Source organism: Stenotrophomonas sp. (assembly GCF_032056425.1).
In the GTDB taxonomy this organism is placed as follows: Bacteria; Pseudomonadota; Gammaproteobacteria; order Xanthomonadales; family Xanthomonadaceae; genus Stenotrophomonas.
Map to the genome: position 1 here is coordinate 23495 of NZ_DAMBCN010000025.1, position 23611 is coordinate 47105.

Genomic DNA, 23611 nt, shown 5'->3' on the forward strand with positions numbered 1-23611 from the left:
GGAAGGGTCCCGTTACTGCTTGTTCGATTCGGTGGCAGCCGGTTCGGCCTTGTCGGCCGCCTCGGCCGGGGCCTTGTCGGCGGCCGGCGCGGCACCGGCGGCGGCCGGCTTGGCGCTGGCGTCCTGGCCCGGGGTCCAGGGCTTGGCCGTGGCCGGTGCCCCTTCCTTGACCTTCTGCACGCCGGCCACGATCACTTTGTCACCGGCGGCGAGGCCGTCGCTGACCAGCCAGTTGCCGCCCTGGGCACCGTCGGTCTTGACGTTCTTGCGCACCACCTTGCCGTCGGCGCCGACCACCATCACGAAGCCGCCCATGGTGTCGCGCTGCAGCGCCTGCTGCGGCACCAGGAAGGCGTTGTTGCGGTCACCCAGGTTGGCCTGGAAGCTGACGAAGGCGCCCGGCAGCAGGATCTGCTGCGGGTTCGGCAGCACCGCGCGCAGGGACACCGCACCGGTGGTCGGGTCAACCGTGGTGGACGAGAAGTCCAAGGTGCCCTGTTCGCCATAGGTGGTGCCGTCGGACAGCTTCACTGCCACGGTGGCCTTGCCGTCGCCGGACAGCGCCAGCGCGCCCTTGGCCTGCTGTGCGCGCAGCAGGCTCAGCTCGTCCACGCTCAGCGAGAAGTTCACGTACAGCGGGTCCAGCTGGTCCACGGTGGTCAGCAGGGTCACGTCACCCTGGCCGACCAGCGCGCCTTCGGTCACCTGCTGCTTGTTGGCCACGCCGCTGATCGGTGCGGTCACTTCGGCATAGCCCAGGCTGATGCGCGAGGACGACACGGCCGCTTCTGCCTGCTTCACCGCAGCCAGCGCGGTGCGCTCGGTGGCCTGGGCGGCATCCAGGTCGGACTTGGACACGTACTGCTGCGGGGCCAGCGAACGGGCGCGGTCGGCGGCGACCTTGGCGTTGGCGTAGGTGGCACGGGCCGAGGCCAGCTGGGCTTCGGATGCATTCAGTTCGGCGCGCAGCGGGGCCGGATCGATCAGGAACAGGGTCTGGCCCTGCTTCACCTGGCTGCCTTCCTGGTAGACGCGCTTGAGCAGCACGCCCGGCACGCGCGCGCGCACGTCGGCACTGCGGTAGGGCGACAGGCGGCCAACCAGCTCACGCTGCAGCGGCAGGGTCTGCGGCTTGGCATCGATCACGCCCACTTCCGGCGGCGGGGGCGTCTGCTGTTCCGGCTTCTTGCAGGCCGCCAGGGCGACGGCGACGGCGAACGTCAAGGCAAGGGTGCGGAGTGGGGCGGTCATCAGGAGAAACTCCGGTGTTGGTTTGTAGACGGGACCGCTGCCGGTTCCGGCGCGAACGCGCGCAGGAAACCGTCAACGGAGAACTCGGCCCAGCGCCTGCGCGCACGCGCGTCATCGCGATGGGGGGTATGGAAGCGTTGTTTGTCGAAATCCTGACCGGCGATCATGCTCAGCAGCAGTTCGGCCATGTAGTGCGGGTCGTCATGCCGGAGCAGGCCACGCCTGCAAACGGTTTCAATCCATTCAGCAAGATGAAGTGTCAGTGCCCCGGCTCCTTCCCGGTACAGCGTACGCGCCTCTTCGGGGAACTGGGATGCATCGGCAGCAATCAGTCGGCAGGCCTGGCCCACGTGGGGCTGGTTGAAGTGCTCCAGGAAGTCGGTGGCGAACTGCAACAGGCTGGCACGCAGGTCGTCACTGCGGAGTGCACGCAGCAGGATGCCGCTGGCATCGCCCACGTGCCGCTGCACGACCCGGCGCAGCAGGTCCTGCTTGCTGCCGTAGCGCGAATAGAGCGTCTGCTTGGAACAGCCGGCCTGCTGGGCCACCGCGTCCATGCTCATCTGCATGCCCTGGCGGCCCAGCAGTTCGCGCACGGCATCGAACACGCGCTCATCGCGCGCGTCCACGGCAACGGGGAGGGTAGTGGGGTTCACGCGGTGGACTATACCGTCCAGTTCAGGATTGTGGAATCGTGCCGATAGTCCTGCCTGTCACCTGCCATGTGGTTTTCCGTAACACGCTTTGCCGATCCTGTCGGCAGCGCAGGGAACGCCGTGCGCGCCATACCGGTGCGAACTGAATAGGCGTCTAAACCGCAGCAAACCCGAATCTGGTTATTCCGTCCTGCAGCAAGGCCTTTACGCGGGATAGGTCTACAATTTCATTTTCCCAACTGAGCAAGCGCATCGCTCTGCCATGAAACCGCAAAAAACCGCAGCCAAGACCGTGAAAAACAAGACCAAGCCAGCTGAGTCGGAGGTCGCAGTGACCGCTGGTTTCTCCCTGGAGCCGGTGTACACGGCCTTGCGCAAGCGTTACCCCTCTGCCGCGCAGGCCGAGGCAGTGGCATTCGCCGCGGATTTCTACAAGCGCATGGAGTCGGACGAGTTCCCGCACCACAGCGCTGACGAGTGGGCCGCGCTGGCCGCCGACACCCTGGAATTTGCCCGCGCCCGCAAGGCTGGCAAGGCCAACGTGCGCGTGTTCAACCCGACCACCAAGGCCAATGGCTGGGAATCGCCGCACACGGTGCTGCAGATCGTCAATGACGATATGCCGTTCCTCGTCGATACCGTCACCATGACCCTGGCCGAACAGGGCGTGGGCGTGCACGTGCTGGGCCACCCGGTGCTGCGCTTCACCCGCGACAAGGCCGGCAAGCTGGCCAAGGTGGGCGAGGGCGAAGCCGAATCGGTGATGCTGCTGGAGATCGACCGCCAGCCGGCCGATGCCATGGCCGCCATCGAGCAGGCCATCAACAAGGCGCTGGACGAAGTGCGCGCCATCGTGCGCGACTGGCAGCCGATGAAGGACAAGGCACTGGCCCTGGCCGACGACCTGGGCAGCCGCACCCTGCCGGTGGACGACACCTCGCGTGCCGAAGCACAGGAATTCCTGCGCTGGGCCGCCGACAACCACTTCACCTTCTTCGGCTACCGCGAGTACCGCGTTGAGAAGCAGGGCAAGGAAGACGTGCTGGCGCCGCTGAACGACACCGGCCTGGGCCTGATGCGCGGCAAGGACAAGTCCGCTGCGCGCCCGGTCAAGACGCTGGCCGCGCAGGGGCTGAATACCACGTCCGGGCTGAAGGACGCGCTGATCCTGACCAAGACCAATGCCCGTTCGCGCGTGCACCGCGCCGGCTACATGGACTACATCGGCGTGCTGGCATTCGACGCCAAGGGCAGGATCATCGGCGAACAGCGCTTCCTGGGCCTGTTCACCTCCAGCGCCTACAACCGTCGCCCGTGGGAAATCCCGCTGGTGCGCCAGCGCCACGAACACGTGATGAAGCAGTCCGGCCTGGCCCCGGCCAGCCACAGCGGCAAGGCCCTGCGCCACATTCTGGAAACCCTGCCGCGCGAAGAGCTGTTCCAGTCCAGCGAGGACGAACTGCTGCGCACCGCCATGGGCGTGCTGGGCCTGCAGGAGCGCGTGCGCAGCCGCCTGTTCCTGCGCCGCGACAAGTACAGCCGTTTCATTTCCGCGCTGGTCTACCTGCCGCGCGAACGCTTCAATACCGATGTGCGCCTGCGCATCGAAGCCATGCTGAAGGAAGCGCTGCACGGCGAGTACGTGGACAGCTCGGTGGTGCTGGGCGAATCGCCGCTGGCCCAGGTGCACCTGATCGTGCGCCCGAAGCCGGGCGAAATGCTGGACGTCGATACCGCCGAACTGGAACAGAAGCTTGCCCAGGTGCTGCGCAACTGGCAGGACGACCTGCGTGAAGCGCTGGTGTCGCGCCATGGCGAAACCGAAGGCCTGCGCATTGCCGCACGCATCGGCAAGGCACTGCCGGCCGGCTACATCGAAGACAACAGCACCGCGGTTGCCGCCAACGATGTCAGCCAGCTGGACGCGCTGACCGGCCCGGACGACCTGCGCCTGAGCCTGCAGGCCGTGCCGCGCGAAAGCGGCGATGGCCTGCGCCTGAAGCTGTACCGCCAGCTGGATGACATTCCGCTGTCGGACGCGCTGCCGATGATGGAAAACATGGGCCTGCGCGTGATCGCCGAGCGTCCGTACCGCCTGTCGGTCGACAACGCGCCGGTGTACGTGCAGGACTTCGAAGTTGAATCGACCGCCGGCGCCATCGATGCCGCGCGCGTGGATGAAGCCTTCGGCGAGACCTTCGCCCGCGTCTGGCACGGCGATGCCGAGAACGACGGCTTCAACCGCCTGGTGCTGGCCGCCGGTCTGCACTGGCGCCAGGTCGCCATGCTGCGCGGCTACTGCAAGTACCTGCTGCAGACCGGTGTGCCGTTCTCGCAGGCGTACGTGGAAGGCACCTTCGCCCGTTACCCGCTGCTGGCGCGCCTGCTGGTGGAACTGTTCGAAGCCCGCTTCGATCCGGCCACCGGCCACGAGAGCAAGGAGGACATCGCCGCTGGCCAGACCCAGCTGAAGGCACACCTCGATGTGCTGGCCGCCGGCGACGAGGCCACCCTGAAGGTGCTCAAGACCGTGGTCGACGCCCGCAAGGGTGACCGCGATGCGCAGATGCAGGCCGCGCGCGATGCGCTGCTGAAGCTGATGGACCGCGTGTCCAGCCTGGACGAGGACCGCATCCTGCGCTCGTTCATGGGCGTGATCGACGCGACCCTGCGCACCAGCTACTACCAGACCGATGCCAACGGCCAGCACGGCCATGTCATCAGCTTCAAGTTCGATTCGGCGCTGGTGCCGGACCTGCCCAAGCCGCGCCCGTACCGCGAGATCTTCGTGTACGGCCCGCGCGTGGAAGGCACCCACCTGCGCTTCGGTGCGGTTGCGCGTGGCGGCCTGCGCTGGTCGGATCGTCGCGAAGACTTCCGTACCGAAGTGCTGGGCCTGGTGAAGGCACAGATGGTCAAGAACACCGTCATCGTGCCGGTCGGCGCGAAGGGTGGCTTCTTCGCCAAGACCCCGCCGGTGAACGGCGACCGCGATGCGATCTTCGCCAACGGCGTGGCCTGCTACAAGCTGTTCATCCAGGGCCTGCTGGACATCACCGACAACATCGTCAACAACAAGATCGTGCCGCCGGTGGATGTCGTGCGCCACGACATGGACGATCCGTACCTGGTGGTGGCCGCCGACAAGGGCACCGCGACCTTCAGTGACATCGCCAACGGCCTGGCCGTCGCGCACGGCTTCTGGATGGGCGATGCGTTCGCCTCCGGTGGTTCGGTCGGCTACGACCACAAGGGCATGGGCATCACCGCGCGCGGTGCGTGGGAATCGGTCAAGCGCCACTTCCGTGCGCTGGGCCGTGACAGCCAGACCCAGGACTTCACCACCGTCGGCGTGGGCGACATGTCCGGCGACGTGTTCGGCAACGGCATGCTGCTGTCGCGCCACATCCGCCTGCTGGCCGCGTTCGATCACCGCCACATCTTCCTGGACCCGAACCCGGATGCGGCCACCTCGTTCGTCGAGCGTGAGCGCATGTTCACCGTGCCGCGTTCCAGTTGGGCCGACTACGATGCCAAGCTGATCAGCAAGGGCGGCGGCATCTATCCGCGCAGCCTGAAGTCGATCGAGATCACCCCGCAGGTGCGTGAAGCGCTGGGCCTGGACGAGAACGTCAAGGCGCTGTCGCCGAACGATCTGATGAGCGCGATCCTGAAGGCACCGGTGGATCTGCTGTGGAACGGCGGTATCGGTACCTACGTGAAGGCTGCCAGCGAACAGCACAGCGATGTCGGCGACCGCGCCAACAACGCGCTGCGCGTGAACGGTGGCGAGCTGCGCTGCAAGGTGGTGGGCGAGGGTGGCAACCTGGGCATGACCCAGCTGGGCCGCATCGAAGCCGCCCAGGCCGGCGTGCTGCTCAACACCGACTTCATCGACAACTCGGCCGGTGTGGACACCTCCGACCACGAAGTCAACATCAAGATCCTGCTCAATGATGTGGTGCGGGCCAAGAAGCTGACCGTTGAACAGCGCAACAAGCTGCTGGCGTCGATGACCGACGAAGTGGCCGACCTGGTGCTGAACGACAACTACCGCCAGAACCAGGCGCTGAGCCTGATGGAGCGGATGGCCGTCAAGCGCCTGGGTTCCAAACAGCACTTCATCCGCACGCTGGAACAGCAGGGCCTGCTGGATCGCCAGATCGAGTTCCTGCCGTCCGATGCCGAGCTGTCCCAGCGCAAGGCGCGCGGCCAGGGCCTGACCCGTCCGGAACTGTCGGTGCTGCTGTCCTATTCCAAGCTGGTGGCGTTCGCCCAGCTGCTCGATTCGGACATCCCCGAAGACCCGTACCTGTCCAAGGAACTGCAGCGCTACTTCCCGACCCCGCTGCAGAAGAAGTATGCCGACGCGATGGAGCGTCACCGCCTGAAGCGCGAAATCATCGCCACTGCCGTGACCAACCAGACTATCAACCGCATGGGCGCCACCTTCCTGATGCGCATGCAGGAAGACACTGGCCGTTCCATCGCCGAGGTCGCCAAGGCCTACACCATCAGCCGCGAAACGCTGGATGCACGCGCGCTGTGGGCGCAGATCGACGCGCTGGACGGCAAGCTGCCCGAATCGGTGCAGATCGACGCACTGGAAGTGATCTGGAAGCTGCAGCGTTCGTTCGTGCGCTGGCTGCTGTCGCGCCCGGGCCCGATGCCGGGCATCACCGAGGCGGTGAACCGCTACCAGGGTCCGTTCAACGACATCCGCGTGGCTTCGGGCGTGCTGCCCGATTCGCAGCGTCCGACCTACGAAGCCCTGGTGGCCGAGTGGAAGGAGAAGGGCCTGCCGTCGGCACTGGCGCAACAGCTGGCCGAACTGCACTTCCTGGAACCGGCGTTCGACATCATCGAACTGGCCCGTACCCGCAAGCTGAAGCCGGTGGACGTGTCCAAGATCCACTTCCGCCTGGGCGATGCCCTGCAGCTGCCGTGGCTGTTCGAGCAGATCGACGCGCTGGAGGTCAACGGCCGTTGGCACGCGGTGGCCCGTGGCGTGCTGCGTGACGAGCTGGCCCACCACCACCGCAACCTGGCCGGCCAGGTGCTGGCGACCAAGGGCGGCAGTGCCGAAGCCAAGGTGTCGGCGTGGATTGGCCGCGACGACAACAGCCTGCGCTTCACCCTGTCGATGCTGGCCGAACTGGCCGAGCAGAAGACCCTGGACTACCCGACCGTTTCGGTCGCGGTGCAGCGTCTGGGCCAGCTGGCAGCACATGGTGCGTAAGTGATGTAGTGCCGGGCGCTGCCCGGCATGCGTGAAACAGAACGGCCCCGCGAGAGCGGGGCCGTTCTGCGTTGCGGGCCGCCGTTCGCCGGGCATGGCCCGGCGCTACCAACGTGCGGGATTGCAGGTAGCGCCGGGCCATGCCCGGCGAGCGCCGCGGCGCTCGGTTATGCTCTTGAACAGCCTTCCCCCGGATCCACCCATGAGCGACACCCCCCGCATCGCGTTCCTGGCCAGCACCACCGAACCTGCGCAAATGGCCCGCGCGGCCATGGTGTCGCGCTATGGCGACCACGCGCCCGACCAGGCCGATGTGCTGTGCCCGCTGGGCGGCGACGGTTTCATGCTGCAGACCCTGCACCGCCATGGCCACCTGGGCAAACCGGTGTTCGGCATGAAGCTGGGTACGGTTGGCTTCCTGATGAACCAGTACCGCGGCGACGATGACGTGCAGGCCCGCATCGCACGCGCCGAGCCGGCCAACCTGCGCCCGCTGGAAATGATCGCGCTGACCGAGTCGGGCACCAGTACCGGTTCGCTGGCCTACAACGATGTGTCGCTGCTGCGGCAGACCCGCCAGGCCGCGCATATCGGCATCGATCTGAACGGCCAGGAGCGCGTGGCCGAGCTGATCGGCGATGGCGTGCTGGTGGCCACCCCGGCCGGCAGCACCGCCTACAACTATTCCGCGCATGGGCCGGTACTGCCCTTGGGTTCGCACACCATCGCACTGACGCCGCTGGCCCCGTACCGCCCGCGCCGCTGGCGCGGCGCCATCCTCAAGGCCGACACCGAAGTGCGCTTCCGCGTGCTGGACCCGTACAAGCGGCCGGTGAGCGTGACTGCCGATTCGCACGAGACGCGCGACGTGGTGGAAGTGACCATCCGCGAATCGAAGGACCGCCGGGTGACCCTGCTGTTCGACCCGGAACACAACCTGGAAGACCGCATCCTGAGCGAACAGTTCGTTTTTTGAGGACAATACGCCGCCGGCCCCCGCCGTCCGCTGCAAGGAACCCCCGCCATGGGCGACAACACCCCCCGTTTGCTGACCGTCGCGGTAACCTCGCGCGCGCTGTTCGACCTGGAGGAGAGCCACGCGCTGTTCGAAAGCGACGGCGTGGCCGCCTATGCCGAGTACCAGCGGCAGCATGAGGACGACATCCTGGGGCCTGGCGTGGCCTTCCCGGTGGTGCGCAAGCTGCTGGCGCTGAACCAGGGCGCCAGCCCGGAGAACCCGCGGGTGGAGGTGATCCTGCTGTCGCGCAACTCAGCCGACACCGGCCTGCGCATCTTCAATTCCATCCAGCACTACGGGCTGGGCATCATCCGCGCCACCTTCACCGCCGGCGAACCGACCTGGCCCTACGTGAAGCCGTTCGGCACCGATCTGTTCCTGTCGGCCAACCCCGAATCGGTGCGCAGTGCGCTGCGACATGGCATTGCTGCCGCCACCATCCTGCCCAAGCCGCCGGGTGAAACCGCCGCGGCCGCCGAGGACCAAGTGGTGCACAGCGAACGCAATGCCGGCCAGCTGCGCATCGCCTTCGATGGCGACGCGGTGATCTTCGGCGATGAAAGCGAGCGCATTTCGCGCGAGCAGGGCGTGGAAGCGTTCGGTCGCCACGAGCGCGAGCGGGCGCGCGAGCCGCTCAGCGGCGGCCCGTTCCGTGGCTTCCTGTCGGCGCTGCACACGCTGCAGGAAGTGTTCCCGGCCGGCGAGAGTGCGCCGATACGCACCGCGCTGGTCACCGCGCGATCGGCGCCGGCGCACGAGCGGGTGATCCGCACCCTGCGCGAATGGGGCGTGCGCCTGGATGAAGCCCTGTTCCTGGGCGGGCGGCACAAAGGCCCGTTCCTGCAGGCCTTCGGCGCAGACATCTTCTTCGACGATTCCCAGCACAACATCGACAGCGCCCGCGAACACGTGGCTGCCGGTCACGTGCCGCACGGTGTCGCCAACGAGGGATGACGTTCGCCTGGCATGGCCCGGCGCTACCGGATGGGCCCTGCGGTGGCAGCGCCGGGCCATGCCCGGCGAGCGCAGCGGCGCGGGGCTTACGGGTTGCCCGACATCCCCAACTGCAGGTCCACCACCTTCCAGCGCAGGCCCTGCGGTTCCAGCACCACCTTCAACGGCGGTTGGCCAGGCCCGCGGTCCACGTCCACCACGAACCGGTCCAGTGCCTCGAAATGGTGTTCGGCGTGCTTCAGGGGTTGCGCCGGTTCGGTCGGCCCGAACGCATCACCGCCCTGCAGTTCGTTGCGGCCACGCTTCCACAGCACGTGGCCCTGCAGCAGGGCGCCGATGCCGGTGGGGGTCACCATCGTGTCCACTGCCGCCCCGCCCAGCTGGTCGCCCAGGCCATACAACAGCGCGCCGAAGGGGCTGCTGGCCAGCTCGGGCCCGGCCTGCCGCACCAGATAGTCGTTCAACTGCGCGCGCAGGCTGCTGCGCACGCGCGGGAAATCCACGTAACGCTCCAGCCGCGCGGTGTCGCGCTGCTCGATGGCCTTGGACAGACCATGCACGGTCAGGTAGGGGCCGCCAAACCACCACGCGCAGACGGCCGCAACTGCCAGGATCAGGACGCCGATGAGTTTCTTCATGCTGCCCAGACTGCCGCAAACGCCGGCCGTACAGGTGAAGACTCAGTGACTGGGCGACCCGCGGCCATCGCCAAAGGCTGCCACCAACCGCTGCCGCTCGGCCGCGCTCAGCGCGTCCACGCGCGTGGCCAGCACTTCGTCCAGGCCGTCCGGGCGGGTGGTGCCCAGAATGCCGCTGGCCACGCCCGGGTGCTGCAGCACATAGGCAAAGGCGGTCTGCGCCGGGCGCTGGCTGTCGATGCTGGCCACTGCACGGCGCATCGCACCGGCACTGCGCATCAACTGGCGACTGCTCGGCTTCAGCCACGCGCGGGCCAGGTACCAGCCGTCGGCCAGGCGCGGCAGGCGCGGGCGGGCCGGCAGCAGGTGCCCCTGTGCCAGCACGGTGCCGGCCAGCACGCCGATGCCGGCCGCGTGCAGCCGATCGATCAGCGGTGCGCGGTCCTGCTGCAGCGCGTTGAAATCCAGCAGCACCACGTCGAAGGTCTGGGGGTGGGCGATCATCCATTCCAAGGTGACCGCCGAGTGGGTGTTGATGCCGGTGTGCCGGATCAACCCGCGTTCGCGCAGGCGTTGCAGCGCTGCCAGCAGATCGTCATTGATGTCGTGCTCGCTGGCGCCGTGCAGCTGGTACAGATCCAGGTAGTCCAGGCCGAGGTTGCGCAGCGAGGCTTCGCAGCTGGCGGTGATCGCGGCGGGCGAGAAATCCCGCTGTTCGGCGCCGCTGATGCCGGCCTGCCCGGTCAGGGTGCCGCCCTTGCTGGAAATGACCAGCGATTCACGCGGGAACCGCGCCAGCAACGGGCGCAGGATGCGGCCCAGGCGCGGTTCGGCATGGAAGCCGGAATAGTTGTGGCCGGTATCGAGCAGGTTCACGCCCTGCGCCAGGGCGCGATCCACCACGGCCGCCGCAGCATCCTCGGCGAAACGTGGGTGTCCCCAGAAACCGGAGCAGCCCAGCCCGACCGGCGAAACCGCCAGGCCGGTACGCCCCAGGGGGCGCCGTTGCTGGGCCAGTGGCAGTGCGTGGTTCATCAGAACTCCAGGTCCAGCGCCGCGCACAGATAATCCACGAACGGTGCCAGGGTGGCCAGGTCCTTGCCGAGGGTGGACAGCAGGCGGGGGCCGGTCATGGTGTCATCGTCCAGCGAGCGCCACATGACCCAGTTGCGATGCTTCAGGTCATCGATGAATTCGAAGTCAGCCGGGAAACCGCGCGGTGGGCGCACCAGCTTCTCGCTTTCTTCGAAGTCGAAGCGCTTGCGCAGGGGCGCGGCATGCGCGGCCGCCTTCCAGCTGCCCGGGTTGTCCAGGATGAAGTGGCGCACGCGGCGCTGGGTTTCCGGTTCTGGGTGCCACAGGCCGGCGCCGACAAAGCTCTCGCCCGGCTGCAGGTGGATGTAGAACGACGGTGCGGCCACTTCGCGGCGGCGTTCGTGGAACAGGCGCGCACCCTGCCAGGTCTTGTAGGGCGACTTGTCGTTGGAAAAGCGCGCATCACGATGGATGCGGAACAACGAACCGCCCACCCCCCGGGTGTCGGCGCGGAAGTGCTCGCTGATCTCGCCCAGTGCCGGCTGCAGGTCGCCCAGCAGGCGCAGGAACGGCTGCCGGACGTGGTCTTCGTACTGCTGGCGGTGGTCATTGAACCAGGCCTTTTCGTTATGCCGCGCCAGGCTGCGCAGGAACTTGAAACTGGCGTCGGAAAAATACGTGCTCACAGGTGCTCCTGCAGGTGGTGGCCCCAGTCGCGCAGTGACTGCAGCAGCTCGCCACGGCGCGCGTCATCGGGCGCTTCGGCAGCCAGCGCGTCGATCTGCTGCTGGTACTGGGGCAGGTTCAGTTCGCCCAGGCCCTGTTCGCCCAGCAGACGCTGCCGCCGGTAGTCGTGCCAGCGTTCCAGCTCGGCTGGCGACAGGGTCTGCGGGTGGTTGCGGGCGCGGTAGCGGAACAGCAGCTCCGGCAGCCGCGGGTCGCGGAAGCGCTCTTCAAGCGCGGCCAGCTGCGGCGGCGGCGTGGTGCGCGCCAGGGCCAGCAGGGGCTTGTCGCCGGCGCCGAGGAAGCCGTCGTACAACGAGGCATCCACATCGGTCAGCATCGGTGGGCGTGGCTGGTTGAACACTTGGCGGGCCTTCTCGGCCAGTTGCGGTGCCACCTCGCGCAGGCGCGCGGCCTTGGCCTCGATCGCGGCCACGTCCAGCCCCAGCCGTGCATGGTCATCGGCACGCAGGTGGTTCCAGGCCACCAGCGCCGGCACCTTGTTCAGATGCACTTCCTTCAGCGGCACGCGGGCCACGCCCTCGGGCAGTTCGCTGGCGCGCAGGTACAGGCGCTGGGCGATCACCTCGGCGGGCAGGGCCAGCAGATCGTCGATCTCGCCGTCCAGGTCGAACACGATGGCGCGGTTGCCGATGGTGGGGTGCATGGCCAGCGGCAGTACCGGCGCCGCACACAGACGGCTGGCCGGGTAGCGCATGGAAATGTGCAGCACCGGCTGCATGGCGGCCACGTCCAGCAGGCTGCCCACGAAGCGCTTGTCGCGCAGCTTCAGGGCGTAGTCCCACAGGCGCGGCTGCGACTGCTTGAACAGGCGGGCCATGCCCAGCGTGGCGCGCACATCGGAAAGTGCTTCATGCGCATCGCCTTCGCGCACGCCATTGGCCTCGGCCAGGTGTTCGAGCTTGAACGAGGTGGCGCCGTCCTCGCGCTGCGGCCACTGGATGCCATCGGGGCGCAACGCACGCATCAGGCGCAGCATGTCCAGCAGGTCCCAGCGCGAATTGCCGTTGCGCCATTCGCGCTCGTAGGGATCGTGGAAATTGCGGAACAGCCCGTAGCGGATGAATTCGTCATCAAAGCGCAGGGTGTTGTAGCCCAGCGCGCAGGTGCCGGGGCGCGACATCTGCTCGTTGATGCGGTCGAATGCCTCGGCCTCGCTCACGCCCTCGGCCATGGCCTGCTGCGGGGTGATGCCGGTGACCAGGGTGGCCATGGGCGAGGGCAGCAGATCATCGGCCGGGCGCACGAAGAAGCTGACCGGCGTGTCGATCACGTTCAGATCGGCGTCGGTGCGCATGGCCGCGAACTGCGCGATGCGGGTGCGGCGGGGGTCCTGGCCGAAGGTTTCCAGGTCGTAGAACAGGAAGCTGTCAGCCATCAGTGCGCGCCCTCCAGCACCGGCAGCTGCGCGTGGATCTGCGCTTCCAGTGCGGCCCAGTCGATGTTGTCCAGCGTGGTGTGGCCGGCCGTGGCCGCCACCAGCATGTCGCGCTGCAGTTCGGTGCGGCGCAGCGCTTCGGCGTACGGCGTGTGCAGGAAGGTGACCATGGTGTAGTGCGGCACGAAGCGGGTCGGCCAGCGCCGTTGCAGTTCCTGTTCCAGCTCGCGCTGCAGCAGGAAGGCCGGGTCGGCCACGCGGTCGCGCATTTCCAGGTAGTTTTCCAGCGCCATCCGCTGGATGGCCTGCGCGTTGGGCTTGCGCTCGGCCTCGAACGCCGCAAAGGCGCCCTGCAGGTCGCCGGCTTCCATCAGGTGCCGGGCCAGTGCCACGCAATCCTCGAACGCGCAGTTCATGCCCTGGCCGTGGAAGGGCACCATCGCGTGCGCGGCATCACCGATCAGCACGGCACGACCATCCTGGTGCCAACGCTCCAGGGTCAGCGTGCCCAGCAGGCCCGGCGGATGCTGTTCCCAGTCGGCGCGCAGGTGCGGGATCAGCGGCAGCGCATCGGCGAATTCGGCAGCGAACAGCGCCTCGGCCTGCGCGCCGGTGTTGACGGTGGCGAAGCTGGGGCTGCCCTGGTTGGGCAGGAACAGGGTGACGGTGAAGGTGCCTTCGTGATTGGGCAGGGCGATGCACATGTAATGGCCGCGCGGCCAGATGTGCAGCGCATTGCGCTCGATGCGGAAGCTGCCATCGGCGGCCGGCGGGATTTCCAGTTCCTTGTAGGAATGGTCGAGGAAGGCGATGTCCTCACCCAGCGGCGCGCGCCGGTTCATTGCCGCACGCAGTGCCGAACCGGCACCGTCGGCGCCGATCAGGCTGTCGAAGCGGATGTCATGCGGGCTGTCATCGCGGTCATCGATGAAGCGCGCGTAGCCGGCGTCGAAATCCACGGTGTGCAGGCGGCGGTGGAAATGCACGGTGGCACCGGCCTCTTCGGCCAGCTGCAGCAGCGTGGTGTTCAGTTCACTGCGATGGATCGACCAGATCACTTCGCTGTCGTCGCGGCCATAGCGCTGCAGCTGCGGCTGGCCGTCGCGCGGGTGGACCATGCGCCCGCGCATCATCACCGCGCGGGCCATCACTTCGTCCTCCACGCCGGCCTGGCGCAGCGCATTGCGGCCGCGCTCGGCCAGGGCCAGGTTGATCGAACGGCCGCTTTCATAATCGGCCACGCGCGGGTCGCCGCGGCGTTCGTACAGGGTGATGCGCCAGCCTTGCCGCGACAGCAGGATGGCCAGCAGGGAGCCGGCCAGGCCGGCGCCGATGATGCTCAGGGAGCGGGAGGCGTGTGCGATCAACGAACTGTCCAGCAGGAGGGGAGGGCGCGGCTTACAGGCCAGCCCAGGCTTCGACTTCCTCGACGAAATGGTGCACGTCCAGGTAGCGGTTGTAGAGCGGGGTGGGCGAGATGCGGATGACGTCCGGTTCGCGCCAGTCACCCAGCACGCCGACGCCGCGCAGGTACTCGAACAGGGCGCGGCCGCGCTCCCGGCCAGCGATCACACGCAGTGACAGCTGGCAGCCGCGGCGCTCCGGTTCGGACGGGGTCACCACATCCAGCACCTGCGGCAGGCGCGCGCGCACCAGCGCAGCGAGCAGACCGGTCAGCGCCAGCGATTTGCTGCGCAGCGCGTCCATGCCGGCGCGCTCGAACAGGTCCAGCGAGGCGCGCAGCGGGGCCAGGCCCAGGATCGGCGGATTGCTCAACTGCCAGCCTTCTGCGCCCACGGCCGGGGTGAACTGCGGGGACATCTGGAAGCGCGTGGCCTCTTCATGGCCCCACCAGCCGGCAAAACGCGGCAGGGTAGTGTCGCGGTGGTGGCGCTCGTGCACGAAGGCACCGGCCACGGCACCCGGGCCGCTGTTGAGGTACTTGTAGTGGCACCACACTGCGAAATCCGGCGCCACGTCGTGCAGGTGCAGCGGCACGTTGCCCACCGAATGGGCCAGGTCGAAGCCGATGCATGCGCCCTGCAGGCGCGCGGCGCGGGTGATCGCGCCCAGGTCGAACACCTGGCCGCTGCGGTACTGCACGCCGGGCCACAGCACCAGCGCCAGGCGTGGGCCGTGTTCGGCGATCGCGCGTTCGATGGCGGCCATCGAAATCGTGCCGTTCGGTTCATCCGGCTGCACTTCCACCAGGCTGTCGGCCGGGTCGAAGCCGTGGAAACGGATCTGCGCTTCCACCGCGTGGCGGTCGGTCGGGAACGCGCCGGCTTCCATCAGGATGACCGGGCGCTCGGCCGTGGGCCGGTAGAAGCTGACCATCATCAGGTGCAGGTTCACGCTCAGCGTGTTCATCGCCACCACTTCGCTGGGCAGGGCGCCGACCACGCGTGCCAGCTGCGCGCTCACCAGGCGGTGGTAGGACAGCCACTGGGTGGGGCCGGTAAAGTGGCCTTCCACCGCCAGCTCGCCCCACTGCTTCATGACCTCCTGCACCGCGGCGTGCGCGCCGCGCGGCTGCAGGCCCAGCGAGTTGCCGACGAAGTAGGTCTGTTCACCGCCGCCATGGCGCGGAATCAGGAATTCGTTGCGCAGCGGGCGCAGCGGATCGGCAGCGTCCAGGGCGATGGCGTGGGTGCGACTGAGCAGATCGGTCATGGGCGGGCAACAGGCTGCAACGGGATCGCCAGTGTAGCGCCTGGGGCCCGCGTGATGCCGCGCGGCGCGCTCGCCGGGCCATGCCCGGCGACCGATCAGCCCGCCGCGGGCGCCGGCAACGGGTCCACGTGCCCGCATTCACTGCACGTGCGCAGTTCCAGGCTGGCCTGGTAATGCGCGAACACCTTGGGCAGATCGGTCTCGATGTTCTGCAGCGTGAAGTACTCTTCGTACAGCTTGTGGTTGCACTGCTCGCAATGCCAGATCACGCCATCGCGCTCGTGCGCCAGGCGCTTGCGCTCCACCACCAGGCCGACGCCGCCGGGCGGGCGCCGCGGCGAATGCGGCACCTTGCCCGGCAACAGGAAGATCTCGCCGGCGCGGATCGGGATATCGCGCACGGCGCCGCCTTCCTGCACCTTCAGCACCATCTCGCCTTCCAGCTGGTAGAACCACTCCGGGCCTTCGTCGTAGTGGTAGTCGGTGCGCGAGTTCGGGCCGCCCACCACCATCACGATGAAGTCGCCGTTCTCGATCATCTTGTTGCCCACCGGCGGTTTCAGCAGATGCCGGTGTTCTTCGATCCAGGCCAGCAGGTTGATCGGCGAGGCGAGCATGGCAGTCTCCGGGCGGTCAGTCGCGCTTGCCGTGGCGGGGCACGAAGGCCAGGGCCTTTTCGTAAGCCGGCTTCAGCTCGTCCTGGGCGCCAACGTCGATGCCCATCTCGCTTACCCGGCCGTCCTTCAGGCTGTACACCCAGCCGTGCACCATCAGCTTCTGGCCGCGGGCCCAGGCGTCTTCCACGATGGTGGAACGGCACAGGTTGGCGACCTGTTCGATCACGTTCAGTTCGCACAGGCGCGCGTGCTTGAGTTCGTCATCGTCGATCGCATCGAGGATGGCCGCGTGCTTCTGTGCCACATCGCCCACGTGGCGCAGCCAGTTGTCGGCCAGGCCCACGCGGGTGTTGTGCAGGCAGGCATGCACGCCGCCGCAGCCGTAATGGCCCACGATCAGGATGTGCTTCACCTTCAGCTGGTCCACCGCGTACTGCACCACGCTCAGGCAGTTCAGGTCGCTGTGGGCCACCACGTTGGCCACGTTGCGGTGCACGAACACCTCGCCCGGGGCCATGCCGATGATCTGGTTGGCCGGCACGCGCGAATCGGAGCAGCCGATCCACAGGTATTCCGGATGCTGCTGCTTGGCCAGCTGGTGGAAGAACTCAGGGTCTTCCTTCTCGATGCGGTCGGCCCATTCGCGGTTGTTCTGCAGCAGCTTGTGGATGTCTTTCATGTGCGTGTGTCCCTGACGTCAGGTGGGCGCACGAGGCGGCCCTGCCGGCCGCGTCGTGGTGGGGAAGCGTGCGCTCAGCCGCCGGCGGCGGCCTCGTCGCGGTGCCAGCGCATCCACTGCGCCAGCTCGGTGGATGCGGGGGTATGCAGGTCATCCAGCGCGGCGATCACTGCCTGCTGGTTGGCTTCGGGATGGTTCTGGCTCAACTTCAGCTTCAGCTGCACCTGTTCGACCTGGAAACGGAAGCCGACGATGGCGCGCAGTTCCGGGCCGTGTGCGGGGCGGTCGGCCTCGAACTGCCACGACTGCCCGACGCTGGCTTCAAAACGGTCACTGATGGCACCGACCAGATCGGCCAGCGCGGCCGGATCATCGAACCGCTGCAGCTGCCCGCGCAGTTCGGCGGCGGCGTAGTTCCAGGTGGGAACGCGCGCGGCGGGCTCCTTGTCGGGGTACCAGCTGGCCGACACATACCCGTGCGGGCCATCGACCAGCATCTTGGCCGGGCCGTCGCGGCGCGACTGCGGGTTGGCCCGGGCCCAGTGCCCGCGCAGCTCGATCTGCGCGCCCTGGCGGTGGTACAGCACCGGCACGCGGGTCAGTTCCGGCAGGCCGTCGTCACCGGTGGTCAGCACCGTGACAAACGCATCGCGCGCCAGCAGGCGGTCCAGCCAGCGCAGGTCGGTCTCGGCGAAGGCGCGCGGGGTGAACATCGGCCTGGGCTCAGGCGCGCCCGCCCAGCGACTGCACCATGCGGCCGCGCAGGCCTTCATCGCTGCCGGCCTGCGGCGGTTGCACTTCATGCAGGCTGAAGCCGCGCACCAGCGCGTCTTCTTCGTCCAGACCGTCGTACTCGACGAATTCGGCATCGAACAGCTGCGAACGGGCGGTGTCTTCGCTGTCGTAGCTGAGGGTGTTGCCGTCGCTGTCGAGCACTTCGGCGGTGCCGGCCGGGCGCACGCGCAGGCGGGCCCAGATCAGGGTGTTGCCGAGGCTGGCCAGCCACCAGCTGTCTCGTACGGTGTCATCGTTCATGTGTGTGTTACCAGAGCGAGGCCAGCCAGAGCAGGGCAGCCATGCCCAGTCCGGCCAGCAGGGTCAGCAGCGATACCCAGGCCGGCGTCGCCAGCCCGGACAGCGAACGGTCCGGCTGCTGGCGATAGTCGCGGCGCAGCAGCCAGGCCAGGGCGTCGGGCTTGAGGAAGGCGCCACTGCCAAAGCGTGCGGCAAGCGCCGGGTGGCGATCGCGCACGTGCACCAGGGTCAGCGGCCAGAAGATCACGAAGGCACTGAACCCGGCCACTGCTACGCCAACGAAACAGAGGGCGAAGAACAGGGTCATGGGGGCAGTACCTCCGTGCTCGTATGGGGCTTAGAAGTCCGCGCTGCCCGGGGCGCGCGGGTAGGGGATCGCATCGCGGATGTTGGACAGGCCGCAGACGTAGACCACCAGGCGCTCGAAGCCGAGGCCGAAACCGGCGTGCGGCACCGAACCGTAGCGGCGGAAATCGCGGTACCAGCTGTAGTGTTCGCGATCCAGGCCGAACTGGGCCATGCGCGCGTCCAGCACGTCCAGGCGCTCTTCGCGCTGGCTGCCGCCGATGATCTCGCCGATGCCCGGGGCCAGCACGTCCATTGCGGCGACGGTCCTGCCGTCGTCGTTCAGGCGCATGTAGAAGGCCTTGATGTGCTCGGGGTAGTTGGTCACCACCACCGGGCGGCCGACGTGTTCCTCGGTCAGCCAGCGCTCGTGCTCGGTCTGCAGGTCCAGGCCCCATTCGACCGGGAAGTCGAACTTCTTGCCCGACTTCTGCAGCAGGCTGACCGCATCGGTGTAGTCGATGCGCTCGAACGGTGCGTTGATGAAGTCTTCCAGCTTGGTGATCGCGTTCTTGTCCACGCGCTCGGCGATGAAGGCCAGGTCGTCACCGCGCTCGTTCAGCACGGCACGGAACAGGTACTTCAGGAATTCCTCGGCCAGGCGCGCGTCTTCGGCCAGGTCGGCGAAGGCGATTTCCGGCTCGATCATCCAGAACTCCGCCAGGTGGCGGGTGGTGTGGCTGTTCTCGGCGCGGAAGGTCGGGCCGAAGGTGTAGACCTTGCTCAGCGCCAGGCAGTAGGCCTCGACGTTCAGCTGGCCGGACACGGTCAGGAAGGTTTCCTTGCCGAAGAAGTCGCGGCTGAAGTCGATCGCGCCCTTCTCGTCGCGCGGCAGGTTCACCATGTCCAGGGTGGACACGCGGAACATCTGGCCGGCGCCTTCGGCGTCGGAGGTGGTGATGATCGGGGTGCTGATCCAGTTGAAGCCGTTCTCGTGGAAGAAACGGTGCACGGCCTGGGCCAGGCAGTTGCGGATGCGGGTGACCGCGCCGAACAGGTTGGTGCGCGGGCGCAGGTGCGCCACTTCGCGCAGGAACTCCGGCGACATCGGCTTGGGCTGGATCGGGTAGGTCAGCGGGTCTTCGACCCAGCCGACCACTTCCAGCGCACTGGCCTGGATCTCGAACGACTGGCCCTTGCCCTGCGACTTCACCAGGGTGCCGGTGGCGATGACCGAGCAGCCGCTGGTCAGGCGCTTGATCTCGTCGAAGTTGCCCAGGGTGTCGTTGGCCACGACCTGGATCGGGGCGAAGCAGGAGCCGTCGCTCACATTCACGAAGGCCAGATTCGCTGAACCGCGCACCGTGCGCACCCATCCGCGTACCGTGACTTCGCCGCCTTCCGGGATCTTCCCGGCAAGCGCATGTTCAACGCTGACCACCGTCATGACTTGAATCCTCTGCTGATCGACTCGATCTGTGAACACGGGAGTTTACCGGTTGCAGCGTTCTGCTTGCGAGGCATTTTTCGTGGCAACGGCTCCTTATAATGTCCCCGTACCCTTGGAGTGAGCCTCATGGCCGTCAGCCTGACCCCCATCGCCTTCGAGCGCGTGCAGCGCTTTGTAGCCCAGACCCCCGGCGCCCTGGGCCTGCGCTTCGGCGTGACCAAGACCGGTTGCTCCGGCTGGGGCCATGTGACCGACCTGGCCCGGGACGAGCGCGAAGGCGATACCGTGTTCGACCAGGACGGCGTGAAGATCTACGTCGACGCCAAGAGCCTGGCCCTGGTGGACGGCACCGTGATCGACTTCGGCAAGCACGGCCTGAGCGAGACGTTCACGTTCAGCAACCCGAACGCCACCGCCGAGTGCGGGTGCGGTGAAAGCTTCACCACCGACGCCGACAAGGCCTGACGCACGCTTGTGGCATCCGCCGGGCATGGCCCGGTGCTACCCCGCCGGGGAATGGCCCGGCCAGCCCGCCTGGTAGGTGCCGACCTTGGTCGGCACGAATGGACCCACGGATGGAACGCCCGGTTTTCACCTACCACCCCAACGCCTACGCGACCGCCTTCGAAACGGTCGACGGGGTCTGTGACGGCTGCGGCCAGTCTCGCGCGCTGCGCTACCGCGGGCCGTTCTACGCCGCCCGGAAACCCGACTACCTGTGCCCGTGGTGCATTGCCGATGGCAGTGCGTCGGCACGTTTCGAGGGCGAATTCACCGGCTGGAGTGACATCGAGGGGGTGTCGCCGGACCCGGCTGACCCGCCGCCAAGCATTCCCCGTGAGATGCTGCTGGAGATCTGCGAGCGCACCCCGGGCTACCCGTCCTGGCAGCAGTCGGTCTGGCTCAGCCATTGTGAACGGCCCTGCGCGTTCCTCGGATTCGCCAGCGGCGAAGACCTGCGGCCGATCCTGGACCAGATCCGGCCGGACGTGGCGGCGGTCAACCCGCGCGACGCCGACGGGATACTGGAATGCCTGACCCGTGATGGCGAGATGGTCGGTTGCCTGTTCCAGTGCCTGCAGTGCGGCCAGCACCGCCTTCACGTCGATCTGGGCTGAATACGTCCGCCGGGCATGGCCCGGCGCTACCTACCCCTCGGCAGGCCGGGTTGCCCGCCACCCCCATCTGCGCCATAATGCGCGGCTTCCTGCCTTCCTGGCGGGAACCCTTGCCCCACCGCGGTATCCACGGCGGGGGGCTGTCCGGCCGCAAGGCCACATCCGAAAGGTAGAAAAAACATGAGTCGTCATTACGAAATCGTGTTCATGGTCCACCCGGACCAGAGCGAGCAGGTCCCGGCCATGATCGAGCGCTACAAGTCGCTGGTCGAGAACGGCAACGGCACCATCCACCGTCTGGAAGACTGGGGCCGCCGCCAGCTGGCGTACCCGATCCAGAACCTGGTGAAGGCGCACTACGTGCTGCTGAACATCGAAGCCGACCAGGCCGTGCTGAACGAGCTGACCGAAAGCTTCCGCTTCAACGACGCCGTGCTGCGCAACCTGGTCATCAAGCGTGACGAGGCTGACACCGAGCAGTCGCTGATCATGAAGAGCAAGGACGAGAAGGGTGACAAGCCGGAGCGCGGTGAGCGCCGTCGTCGTGACGACGAAGAAGGCGAGTCCACCACCACCGCTGACAACGAAGCTGGCGACGACGCCGCTTCCGCCGCCTAAGGAGCCTTCCCATGTCCAAGTTCTTCCGTCGCCGCAAGTTCTGCAAGTTCACGGCTGAAGGTGTGAAGGAGATCGACTACAAGGATCTCAACACCCTGCGCCAGTACCTGACCGAGAACGGCAAGATCGTGCCGAGCCGCGTCACCGGTACCAAGTCGAAGTACCAGCGTCAGCTGGCGACCGCCGTCAAGCGCGCTCGCTTCCTGGCCCTGATCCCGTACACCGACAACCACGACGTCTGATGCCCGGCGGGGCGGCCCGGTGCCGCCCCGCTGTGCCAGCTATTCGGACAGCCACAGTTGCGGGGCAGCGCCTCGCTAACGAATAACTTATCTGGAGCACTACCATGCAGCTGATCCTCCTGCAGAAGGTCACCAACCTCGGCAACCTGGGTGACCTGGTCACCGTCAAGCCGGGCTACGGCCGTAACTTCCTCGTGCCGCAGGGCAAGGCCGTGCCGGCCACCGAGAGCAACAAGGCCGAGTTCGAAGCCAAGCGCGCCGAATACGAAGCCAAGGCACAGGCCATCCACGCCGACGCTGAAGGCCGCAAGGCCAAGCTGGAAGGCGCGAGCGTGACCATCGCCGCCAACGCTTCGACCGAAGGCAAGCTGTACGGCTCGGTCGGCGCCCGCGAAATCGCCGATGCCTTCACCGCTGCCGGCCTGGAGCTGAGCAAGAGCGAAGTCATCCTGGGCGAAGGCGCCTTCCGCAACATCGGTGAGTACGACGTCCTGGTGCACCTGCACGCCGACGTGGAAACCACCGTCAAGGTTGTGGTCGAAGCCGAAAAGGCCTGATTCCGGGCCGAAAGGCCGGGTATCACTGCAGAACGGGCGCCCGCAGGGGTGCCCGTTTTGTTTTGGGCGGATGTCGGACCTGTAGAGTCGAGCCATGCTCGACTGGCCAGCCGTCCTGCACCACTGCCTGCTAGACAGCCTCACCCAGGAAGTGGCGTTCGAAATCTGCAAGCGCATTGGCAACGTCCATCCGTAGTTGATCGGGTTGCAGAAGTTCTCCCGCACGACGCGCGCGTTCGATCATCATGTCGATGCAGGTCGCCATGTCTGCTGATACAACAGGTGCGAGAGCGTTCCTGTCGATGGTTTTCCAGGGCTGGCAGGCGTAGACCATATCCATGGTCAGTAGGTGCCTTTTGAGAAACAGCTTCAAGCGGTCTGGTCCATCTGGTTCGAATGTCCGGATCATCCCGGAGACCCGAAGAACGATTCCGAATTTGGTGATGGATCTAAGATGGCTCCCCGTCACATGGCGTTGGAAGCAGGTATTCAGCTGTATCTGGAGTGGGGCAAAAAGGGTGCCTGAGTGCGAATCGCCATACTGGCCGCTGATCTGTATCTGCATGGACCGCTCTCAAGTGGTTTGGATGACAAATCGACCGCAGTCCACTGAAGGTGCGGGAATGTTGCGATCGAGCAACAGGTAGCCCATTCCTCCGGCGAGGATCCCTCGATGTGTGGGTGCTGCCCGGTTCAATCGGGAACCGTTGATCTGGAGGACGAACTCCCGTCCTTCAGCGCAATCGTCCTGAAGCCAAGCAGGAATTCCGCCGATCTTGGCGATTCCGTTATCGGCGTCGTCCGGTATGCGGGCCGCAGCGGTGGTGATCAGACGCGGTTCAAAAGAGAGCATTGCGCTGTCTGCGCCGGGTTCGTGGGGTGCGTAAGCGATGACACGTCCGCCAGTCAGTAGGACGGTTTCGATGTAGGCGTCATCAAGAGCGTCATAAGGCGTGAAGATCGACACGCAGAGATCAGCTCTGATTTCGATCTTCTGGGCATGCGTTTGAACAAAGGGTGCAGGCAGGCTCGCAAGATGAAGCATTGGCTTCCCATTTGCGTCGCAAGGCCAAGGAGTATCGGGAGGCAGGTATGGGTCACCTCCAAGAAAGGCGCGATCCCGGGCCTGGCCAAGATGTTCAAAATTCAGTTCCTGATAGAGCGGCTGGCTAGGGATGTGCATTGGTTAATGTTGGTGCCGGACTCGGTGGCTGGCTAGGCTGGTTCTTGAAATGTATTTTAAAATCAGTCGCTTGGGTTGCGGGTGAGGTGGCTGCGCGGTCCTGAAGCGACATTCAAGCGTGAAACGGAGTGCGTGTATGGGCTTTCTCGGCCGGTCATCCCGCCCGTGGAACATTTGCGCCGTTATACTCATTCCATTGTGTCACCCTTGGCTTCATTGAATTCTTTTGAAATCAATGGCT

At 66.6% G+C, this 23611-nt stretch carries 24 protein-coding genes; 8 read left to right on the plus strand and 16 right to left on the minus strand.

Annotation, left to right across the window (positions count from 1 at the left end; all coding sequences use genetic code 11):
- Window positions 1-12 precede the first annotated feature (12 nt).
- Both RTY46_RS15550 and RTY46_RS15555 read right to left on the minus strand, forming a co-directional pair.
- Window positions 13-1251, minus strand: coding sequence for an efflux RND transporter periplasmic adaptor subunit (locus RTY46_RS15550; RefSeq protein WP_312709495.1), 1239 nt, complete (start codon window positions 1249-1251; stop codon window positions 13-15).
- Window positions 1251-1907: a TetR/AcrR family transcriptional regulator gene (locus RTY46_RS15555; protein WP_312709497.1), complete on the minus strand. Its 657-nt coding sequence runs from the start codon at window positions 1905-1907 to the stop codon at window positions 1251-1253. Before RTY46_RS15555 ends, RTY46_RS15550 begins: the two co-directional genes overlap by 1 nt.
- Window positions 1908-2169: 262 nt before the next feature.
- Here RTY46_RS15555 and RTY46_RS15560 point away from each other — a divergent pair, with 262 nt between their 5' ends.
- From RTY46_RS15560 to RTY46_RS15570, 3 genes are all read left to right on the plus strand, one after another.
- Window positions 2170-7146 carry an NAD-glutamate dehydrogenase domain-containing protein gene (locus RTY46_RS15560; protein ID WP_312709498.1) on the plus strand — a complete coding sequence of 1659 codons (4977 nt, stop codon included), beginning with the start codon at window positions 2170-2172 and terminating at the stop codon, window positions 7144-7146.
- A gap of 202 nt (window positions 7147-7348) precedes the next feature.
- The gene (locus tag RTY46_RS15565; RefSeq protein WP_108750021.1) at window positions 7349-8122 is read left to right on the plus strand and encodes an NAD kinase; all 774 of its coding nucleotides are present in this window, start codon (window positions 7349-7351) and stop codon (window positions 8120-8122) included.
- A 48-nt stretch (window positions 8123-8170) separates the two neighbouring features.
- Window positions 8171-9118: a 5'-nucleotidase gene (locus RTY46_RS15570; protein ID WP_108750020.1), complete on the plus strand. Its 948-nt coding sequence runs from the start codon at window positions 8171-8173 to the stop codon at window positions 9116-9118.
- Window positions 9119-9204: 86 nt separating this feature from the next.
- Here the strand turns inward: RTY46_RS15570 and RTY46_RS15575 are convergent, their stop codons facing one another.
- The 12 genes from RTY46_RS15575 to asnS form a co-directional block, all read right to left on the minus strand.
- On the minus strand, window positions 9205-9756 hold the full coding sequence (locus RTY46_RS15575; RefSeq protein ID WP_312709500.1) for a DUF2939 domain-containing protein: 552 nt from the start codon (window positions 9754-9756) through the stop codon (window positions 9205-9207).
- A 42-nt stretch (window positions 9757-9798) separates the two neighbouring features.
- Window positions 9799-10791 (minus strand): aldo/keto reductase, encoded by a 993-nt coding sequence (locus RTY46_RS15580; protein ID WP_312709502.1) that lies wholly within the window; start codon window positions 10789-10791, stop codon window positions 9799-9801.
- On the minus strand, window positions 10791-11477 hold the full coding sequence (locus RTY46_RS15585; protein ID WP_312709505.1) for a DUF2461 domain-containing protein: 687 nt from the start codon (window positions 11475-11477) through the stop codon (window positions 10791-10793). The genes RTY46_RS15580 and RTY46_RS15585 overlap by 1 nt, the downstream gene beginning before the upstream one ends.
- Entirely contained in the window at window positions 11474-12913 is a 1440-nt protein-coding gene (sbcB, locus tag RTY46_RS15590; RefSeq protein ID WP_312709507.1) for an exodeoxyribonuclease I, read from the minus strand. The genes RTY46_RS15585 and sbcB overlap by 4 nt, the downstream gene beginning before the upstream one ends.
- Complete coding sequence (locus RTY46_RS15595; RefSeq protein WP_312709509.1) at window positions 12913-14280, minus strand: NAD(P)/FAD-dependent oxidoreductase; 1368 nt, start codon at window positions 14278-14280, stop codon at window positions 12913-12915. Before RTY46_RS15595 ends, sbcB begins: the two co-directional genes overlap by 1 nt.
- Window positions 14281-14311: 31 nt before the next feature.
- On the minus strand, window positions 14312-15586 hold the full coding sequence (gene kynU, locus RTY46_RS15600; RefSeq protein ID WP_312709511.1) for a kynureninase: 1275 nt from the start codon (window positions 15584-15586) through the stop codon (window positions 14312-14314).
- 95 nt (window positions 15587-15681) lie between these two features.
- Window positions 15682-16203: a 3-hydroxyanthranilate 3,4-dioxygenase gene (locus tag RTY46_RS15605; protein WP_312709513.1), complete on the minus strand. Its 522-nt coding sequence runs from the start codon at window positions 16201-16203 to the stop codon at window positions 15682-15684.
- Window positions 16204-16219: 16 nt separating this feature from the next.
- Entirely contained in the window at window positions 16220-16882 is a 663-nt protein-coding gene (gene can, locus RTY46_RS15610) for a carbonate dehydratase (protein ID WP_108750013.1), read from the minus strand.
- 74 nt (window positions 16883-16956) lie between these two features.
- Window positions 16957-17595, minus strand: a complete 639-nt coding sequence (locus RTY46_RS15615) for an FMN-binding negative transcriptional regulator (protein WP_312709515.1) — start codon at window positions 17593-17595, stop codon at window positions 16957-16959.
- A gap of 10 nt (window positions 17596-17605) precedes the next feature.
- Window positions 17606-17917 carry a hypothetical protein gene (locus RTY46_RS15620; RefSeq protein WP_312709516.1) on the minus strand — a complete coding sequence of 104 codons (312 nt, stop codon included), beginning with the start codon at window positions 17915-17917 and terminating at the stop codon, window positions 17606-17608.
- 7 nt (window positions 17918-17924) lie between these two features.
- A complete protein-coding gene (locus RTY46_RS15625) occupies window positions 17925-18224 on the minus strand; it encodes a hypothetical protein (RefSeq protein ID WP_005410232.1) in 300 nt (99 codons plus the stop codon).
- A 30-nt stretch (window positions 18225-18254) separates the two neighbouring features.
- A complete protein-coding gene (gene asnS, locus RTY46_RS15630; RefSeq protein WP_176020277.1) occupies window positions 18255-19649 on the minus strand; it encodes an asparagine--tRNA ligase in 1395 nt (464 codons plus the stop codon).
- A gap of 129 nt (window positions 19650-19778) precedes the next feature.
- On the opposite strand from asnS, the gene RTY46_RS15635 reads away from it, so the two are divergent.
- The 5 genes from RTY46_RS15635 (at window position 19779) to rplI (ending at window position 22187) form a co-directional block, all read left to right on the plus strand.
- Window positions 19779-20117: an iron-sulfur cluster assembly accessory protein gene (locus RTY46_RS15635; RefSeq protein ID WP_006452998.1), complete on the plus strand. Its 339-nt coding sequence runs from the start codon at window positions 19779-19781 to the stop codon at window positions 20115-20117.
- A gap of 110 nt (window positions 20118-20227) precedes the next feature.
- A complete protein-coding gene (locus tag RTY46_RS15640) occupies window positions 20228-20770 on the plus strand; it encodes a CbrC family protein (RefSeq protein ID WP_312709518.1) in 543 nt (180 codons plus the stop codon).
- A 180-nt stretch (window positions 20771-20950) separates the two neighbouring features.
- Window positions 20951-21388 carry a 30S ribosomal protein S6 gene (gene rpsF, locus RTY46_RS15645; RefSeq protein ID WP_049445625.1) on the plus strand — a complete coding sequence of 146 codons (438 nt, stop codon included), beginning with the start codon at window positions 20951-20953 and terminating at the stop codon, window positions 21386-21388.
- Between the two features lie 11 nt (window positions 21389-21399).
- Complete coding sequence (gene rpsR / locus RTY46_RS15650) at window positions 21400-21630, plus strand: 30S ribosomal protein S18 (protein ID WP_002804494.1); 231 nt, start codon at window positions 21400-21402, stop codon at window positions 21628-21630.
- Between the two features lie 104 nt (window positions 21631-21734).
- Window positions 21735-22187 carry a 50S ribosomal protein L9 gene (gene rplI / locus RTY46_RS15655; protein WP_312709520.1) on the plus strand — a complete coding sequence of 151 codons (453 nt, stop codon included), beginning with the start codon at window positions 21735-21737 and terminating at the stop codon, window positions 22185-22187.
- 130 nt (window positions 22188-22317) lie between these two features.
- Here the strand turns inward: rplI and RTY46_RS15660 are convergent, their stop codons facing one another.
- Complete coding sequence (locus RTY46_RS15660; RefSeq protein WP_312709521.1) at window positions 22318-22560, minus strand: hypothetical protein; 243 nt, start codon at window positions 22558-22560, stop codon at window positions 22318-22320.
- 201 nt (window positions 22561-22761) lie between these two features.
- Window positions 22762-23370 (minus strand): DUF1963 domain-containing protein, encoded by a 609-nt coding sequence (locus RTY46_RS15665; RefSeq protein ID WP_312709522.1) that lies wholly within the window; start codon window positions 23368-23370, stop codon window positions 22762-22764.
- Between the last annotated feature and the right edge of the window lie 241 nt (window positions 23371-23611).

What these genes read in the sequence shown, in the direction of transcription:
- RTY46_RS15550 (WP_312709495.1), bottom strand. Translation starts at nt 1,251, where the DNA reads ATGACCGCCCCACTCCGCACCCTTGCCTTGACGTTCGCCGTCGCCGTC.
- RTY46_RS15560 (WP_312709498.1), top strand. Translation starts at nt 2,170, where the DNA reads ATGAAACCGCAAAAAACCGCAGCCAAGACCGTGAAAAACAAGACCAAG.
- RTY46_RS15565 (WP_108750021.1), top strand. Translation starts at nt 7,349, where the DNA reads ATGAGCGACACCCCCCGCATCGCGTTCCTGGCCAGCACCACCGAACCT.
- RTY46_RS15570 (WP_108750020.1), top strand. Translation starts at nt 8,171, where the DNA reads ATGGGCGACAACACCCCCCGTTTGCTGACCGTCGCGGTAACCTCGCGC.
- RTY46_RS15575 (WP_312709500.1), bottom strand. Translation starts at nt 9,756, where the DNA reads ATGAAGAAACTCATCGGCGTCCTGATCCTGGCAGTTGCGGCCGTCTGC.
- RTY46_RS15580 (WP_312709502.1), bottom strand. Translation starts at nt 10,791, where the DNA reads ATGAACCACGCACTGCCACTGGCCCAGCAACGGCGCCCCCTGGGGCGT.
- sbcB (WP_312709507.1), bottom strand. Translation starts at nt 12,913, where the DNA reads ATGGCTGACAGCTTCCTGTTCTACGACCTGGAAACCTTCGGCCAGGAC.
- kynU (WP_312709511.1), bottom strand. Translation starts at nt 15,586, where the DNA reads ATGACCGATCTGCTCAGTCGCACCCACGCCATCGCCCTGGACGCTGCC.
- RTY46_RS15605 (WP_312709513.1), bottom strand. Translation starts at nt 16,203, where the DNA reads ATGCTCGCCTCGCCGATCAACCTGCTGGCCTGGATCGAAGAACACCGG.
- can (WP_108750013.1), bottom strand. Translation starts at nt 16,882, where the DNA reads ATGAAAGACATCCACAAGCTGCTGCAGAACAACCGCGAATGGGCCGAC.
- RTY46_RS15615 (WP_312709515.1), bottom strand. Translation starts at nt 17,595, where the DNA reads ATGTTCACCCCGCGCGCCTTCGCCGAGACCGACCTGCGCTGGCTGGAC.
- RTY46_RS15620 (WP_312709516.1), bottom strand. Translation starts at nt 17,917, where the DNA reads ATGAACGATGACACCGTACGAGACAGCTGGTGGCTGGCCAGCCTCGGC.
- RTY46_RS15625 (WP_005410232.1), bottom strand. Translation starts at nt 18,224, where the DNA reads ATGACCCTGTTCTTCGCCCTCTGTTTCGTTGGCGTAGCAGTGGCCGGG.
- asnS (WP_176020277.1), bottom strand. Translation starts at nt 19,649, where the DNA reads ATGACGGTGGTCAGCGTTGAACATGCGCTTGCCGGGAAGATCCCGGAA.
- RTY46_RS15635 (WP_006452998.1), top strand. Translation starts at nt 19,779, where the DNA reads ATGGCCGTCAGCCTGACCCCCATCGCCTTCGAGCGCGTGCAGCGCTTT.
- RTY46_RS15640 (WP_312709518.1), top strand. Translation starts at nt 20,228, where the DNA reads ATGGAACGCCCGGTTTTCACCTACCACCCCAACGCCTACGCGACCGCC.
- rpsF (WP_049445625.1), top strand. Translation starts at nt 20,951, where the DNA reads ATGAGTCGTCATTACGAAATCGTGTTCATGGTCCACCCGGACCAGAGC.
- rpsR (WP_002804494.1), top strand. Translation starts at nt 21,400, where the DNA reads ATGTCCAAGTTCTTCCGTCGCCGCAAGTTCTGCAAGTTCACGGCTGAA.
- rplI (WP_312709520.1), top strand. Translation starts at nt 21,735, where the DNA reads ATGCAGCTGATCCTCCTGCAGAAGGTCACCAACCTCGGCAACCTGGGT.
- RTY46_RS15665 (WP_312709522.1), bottom strand. Translation starts at nt 23,370, where the DNA reads ATGCACATCCCTAGCCAGCCGCTCTATCAGGAACTGAATTTTGAACAT.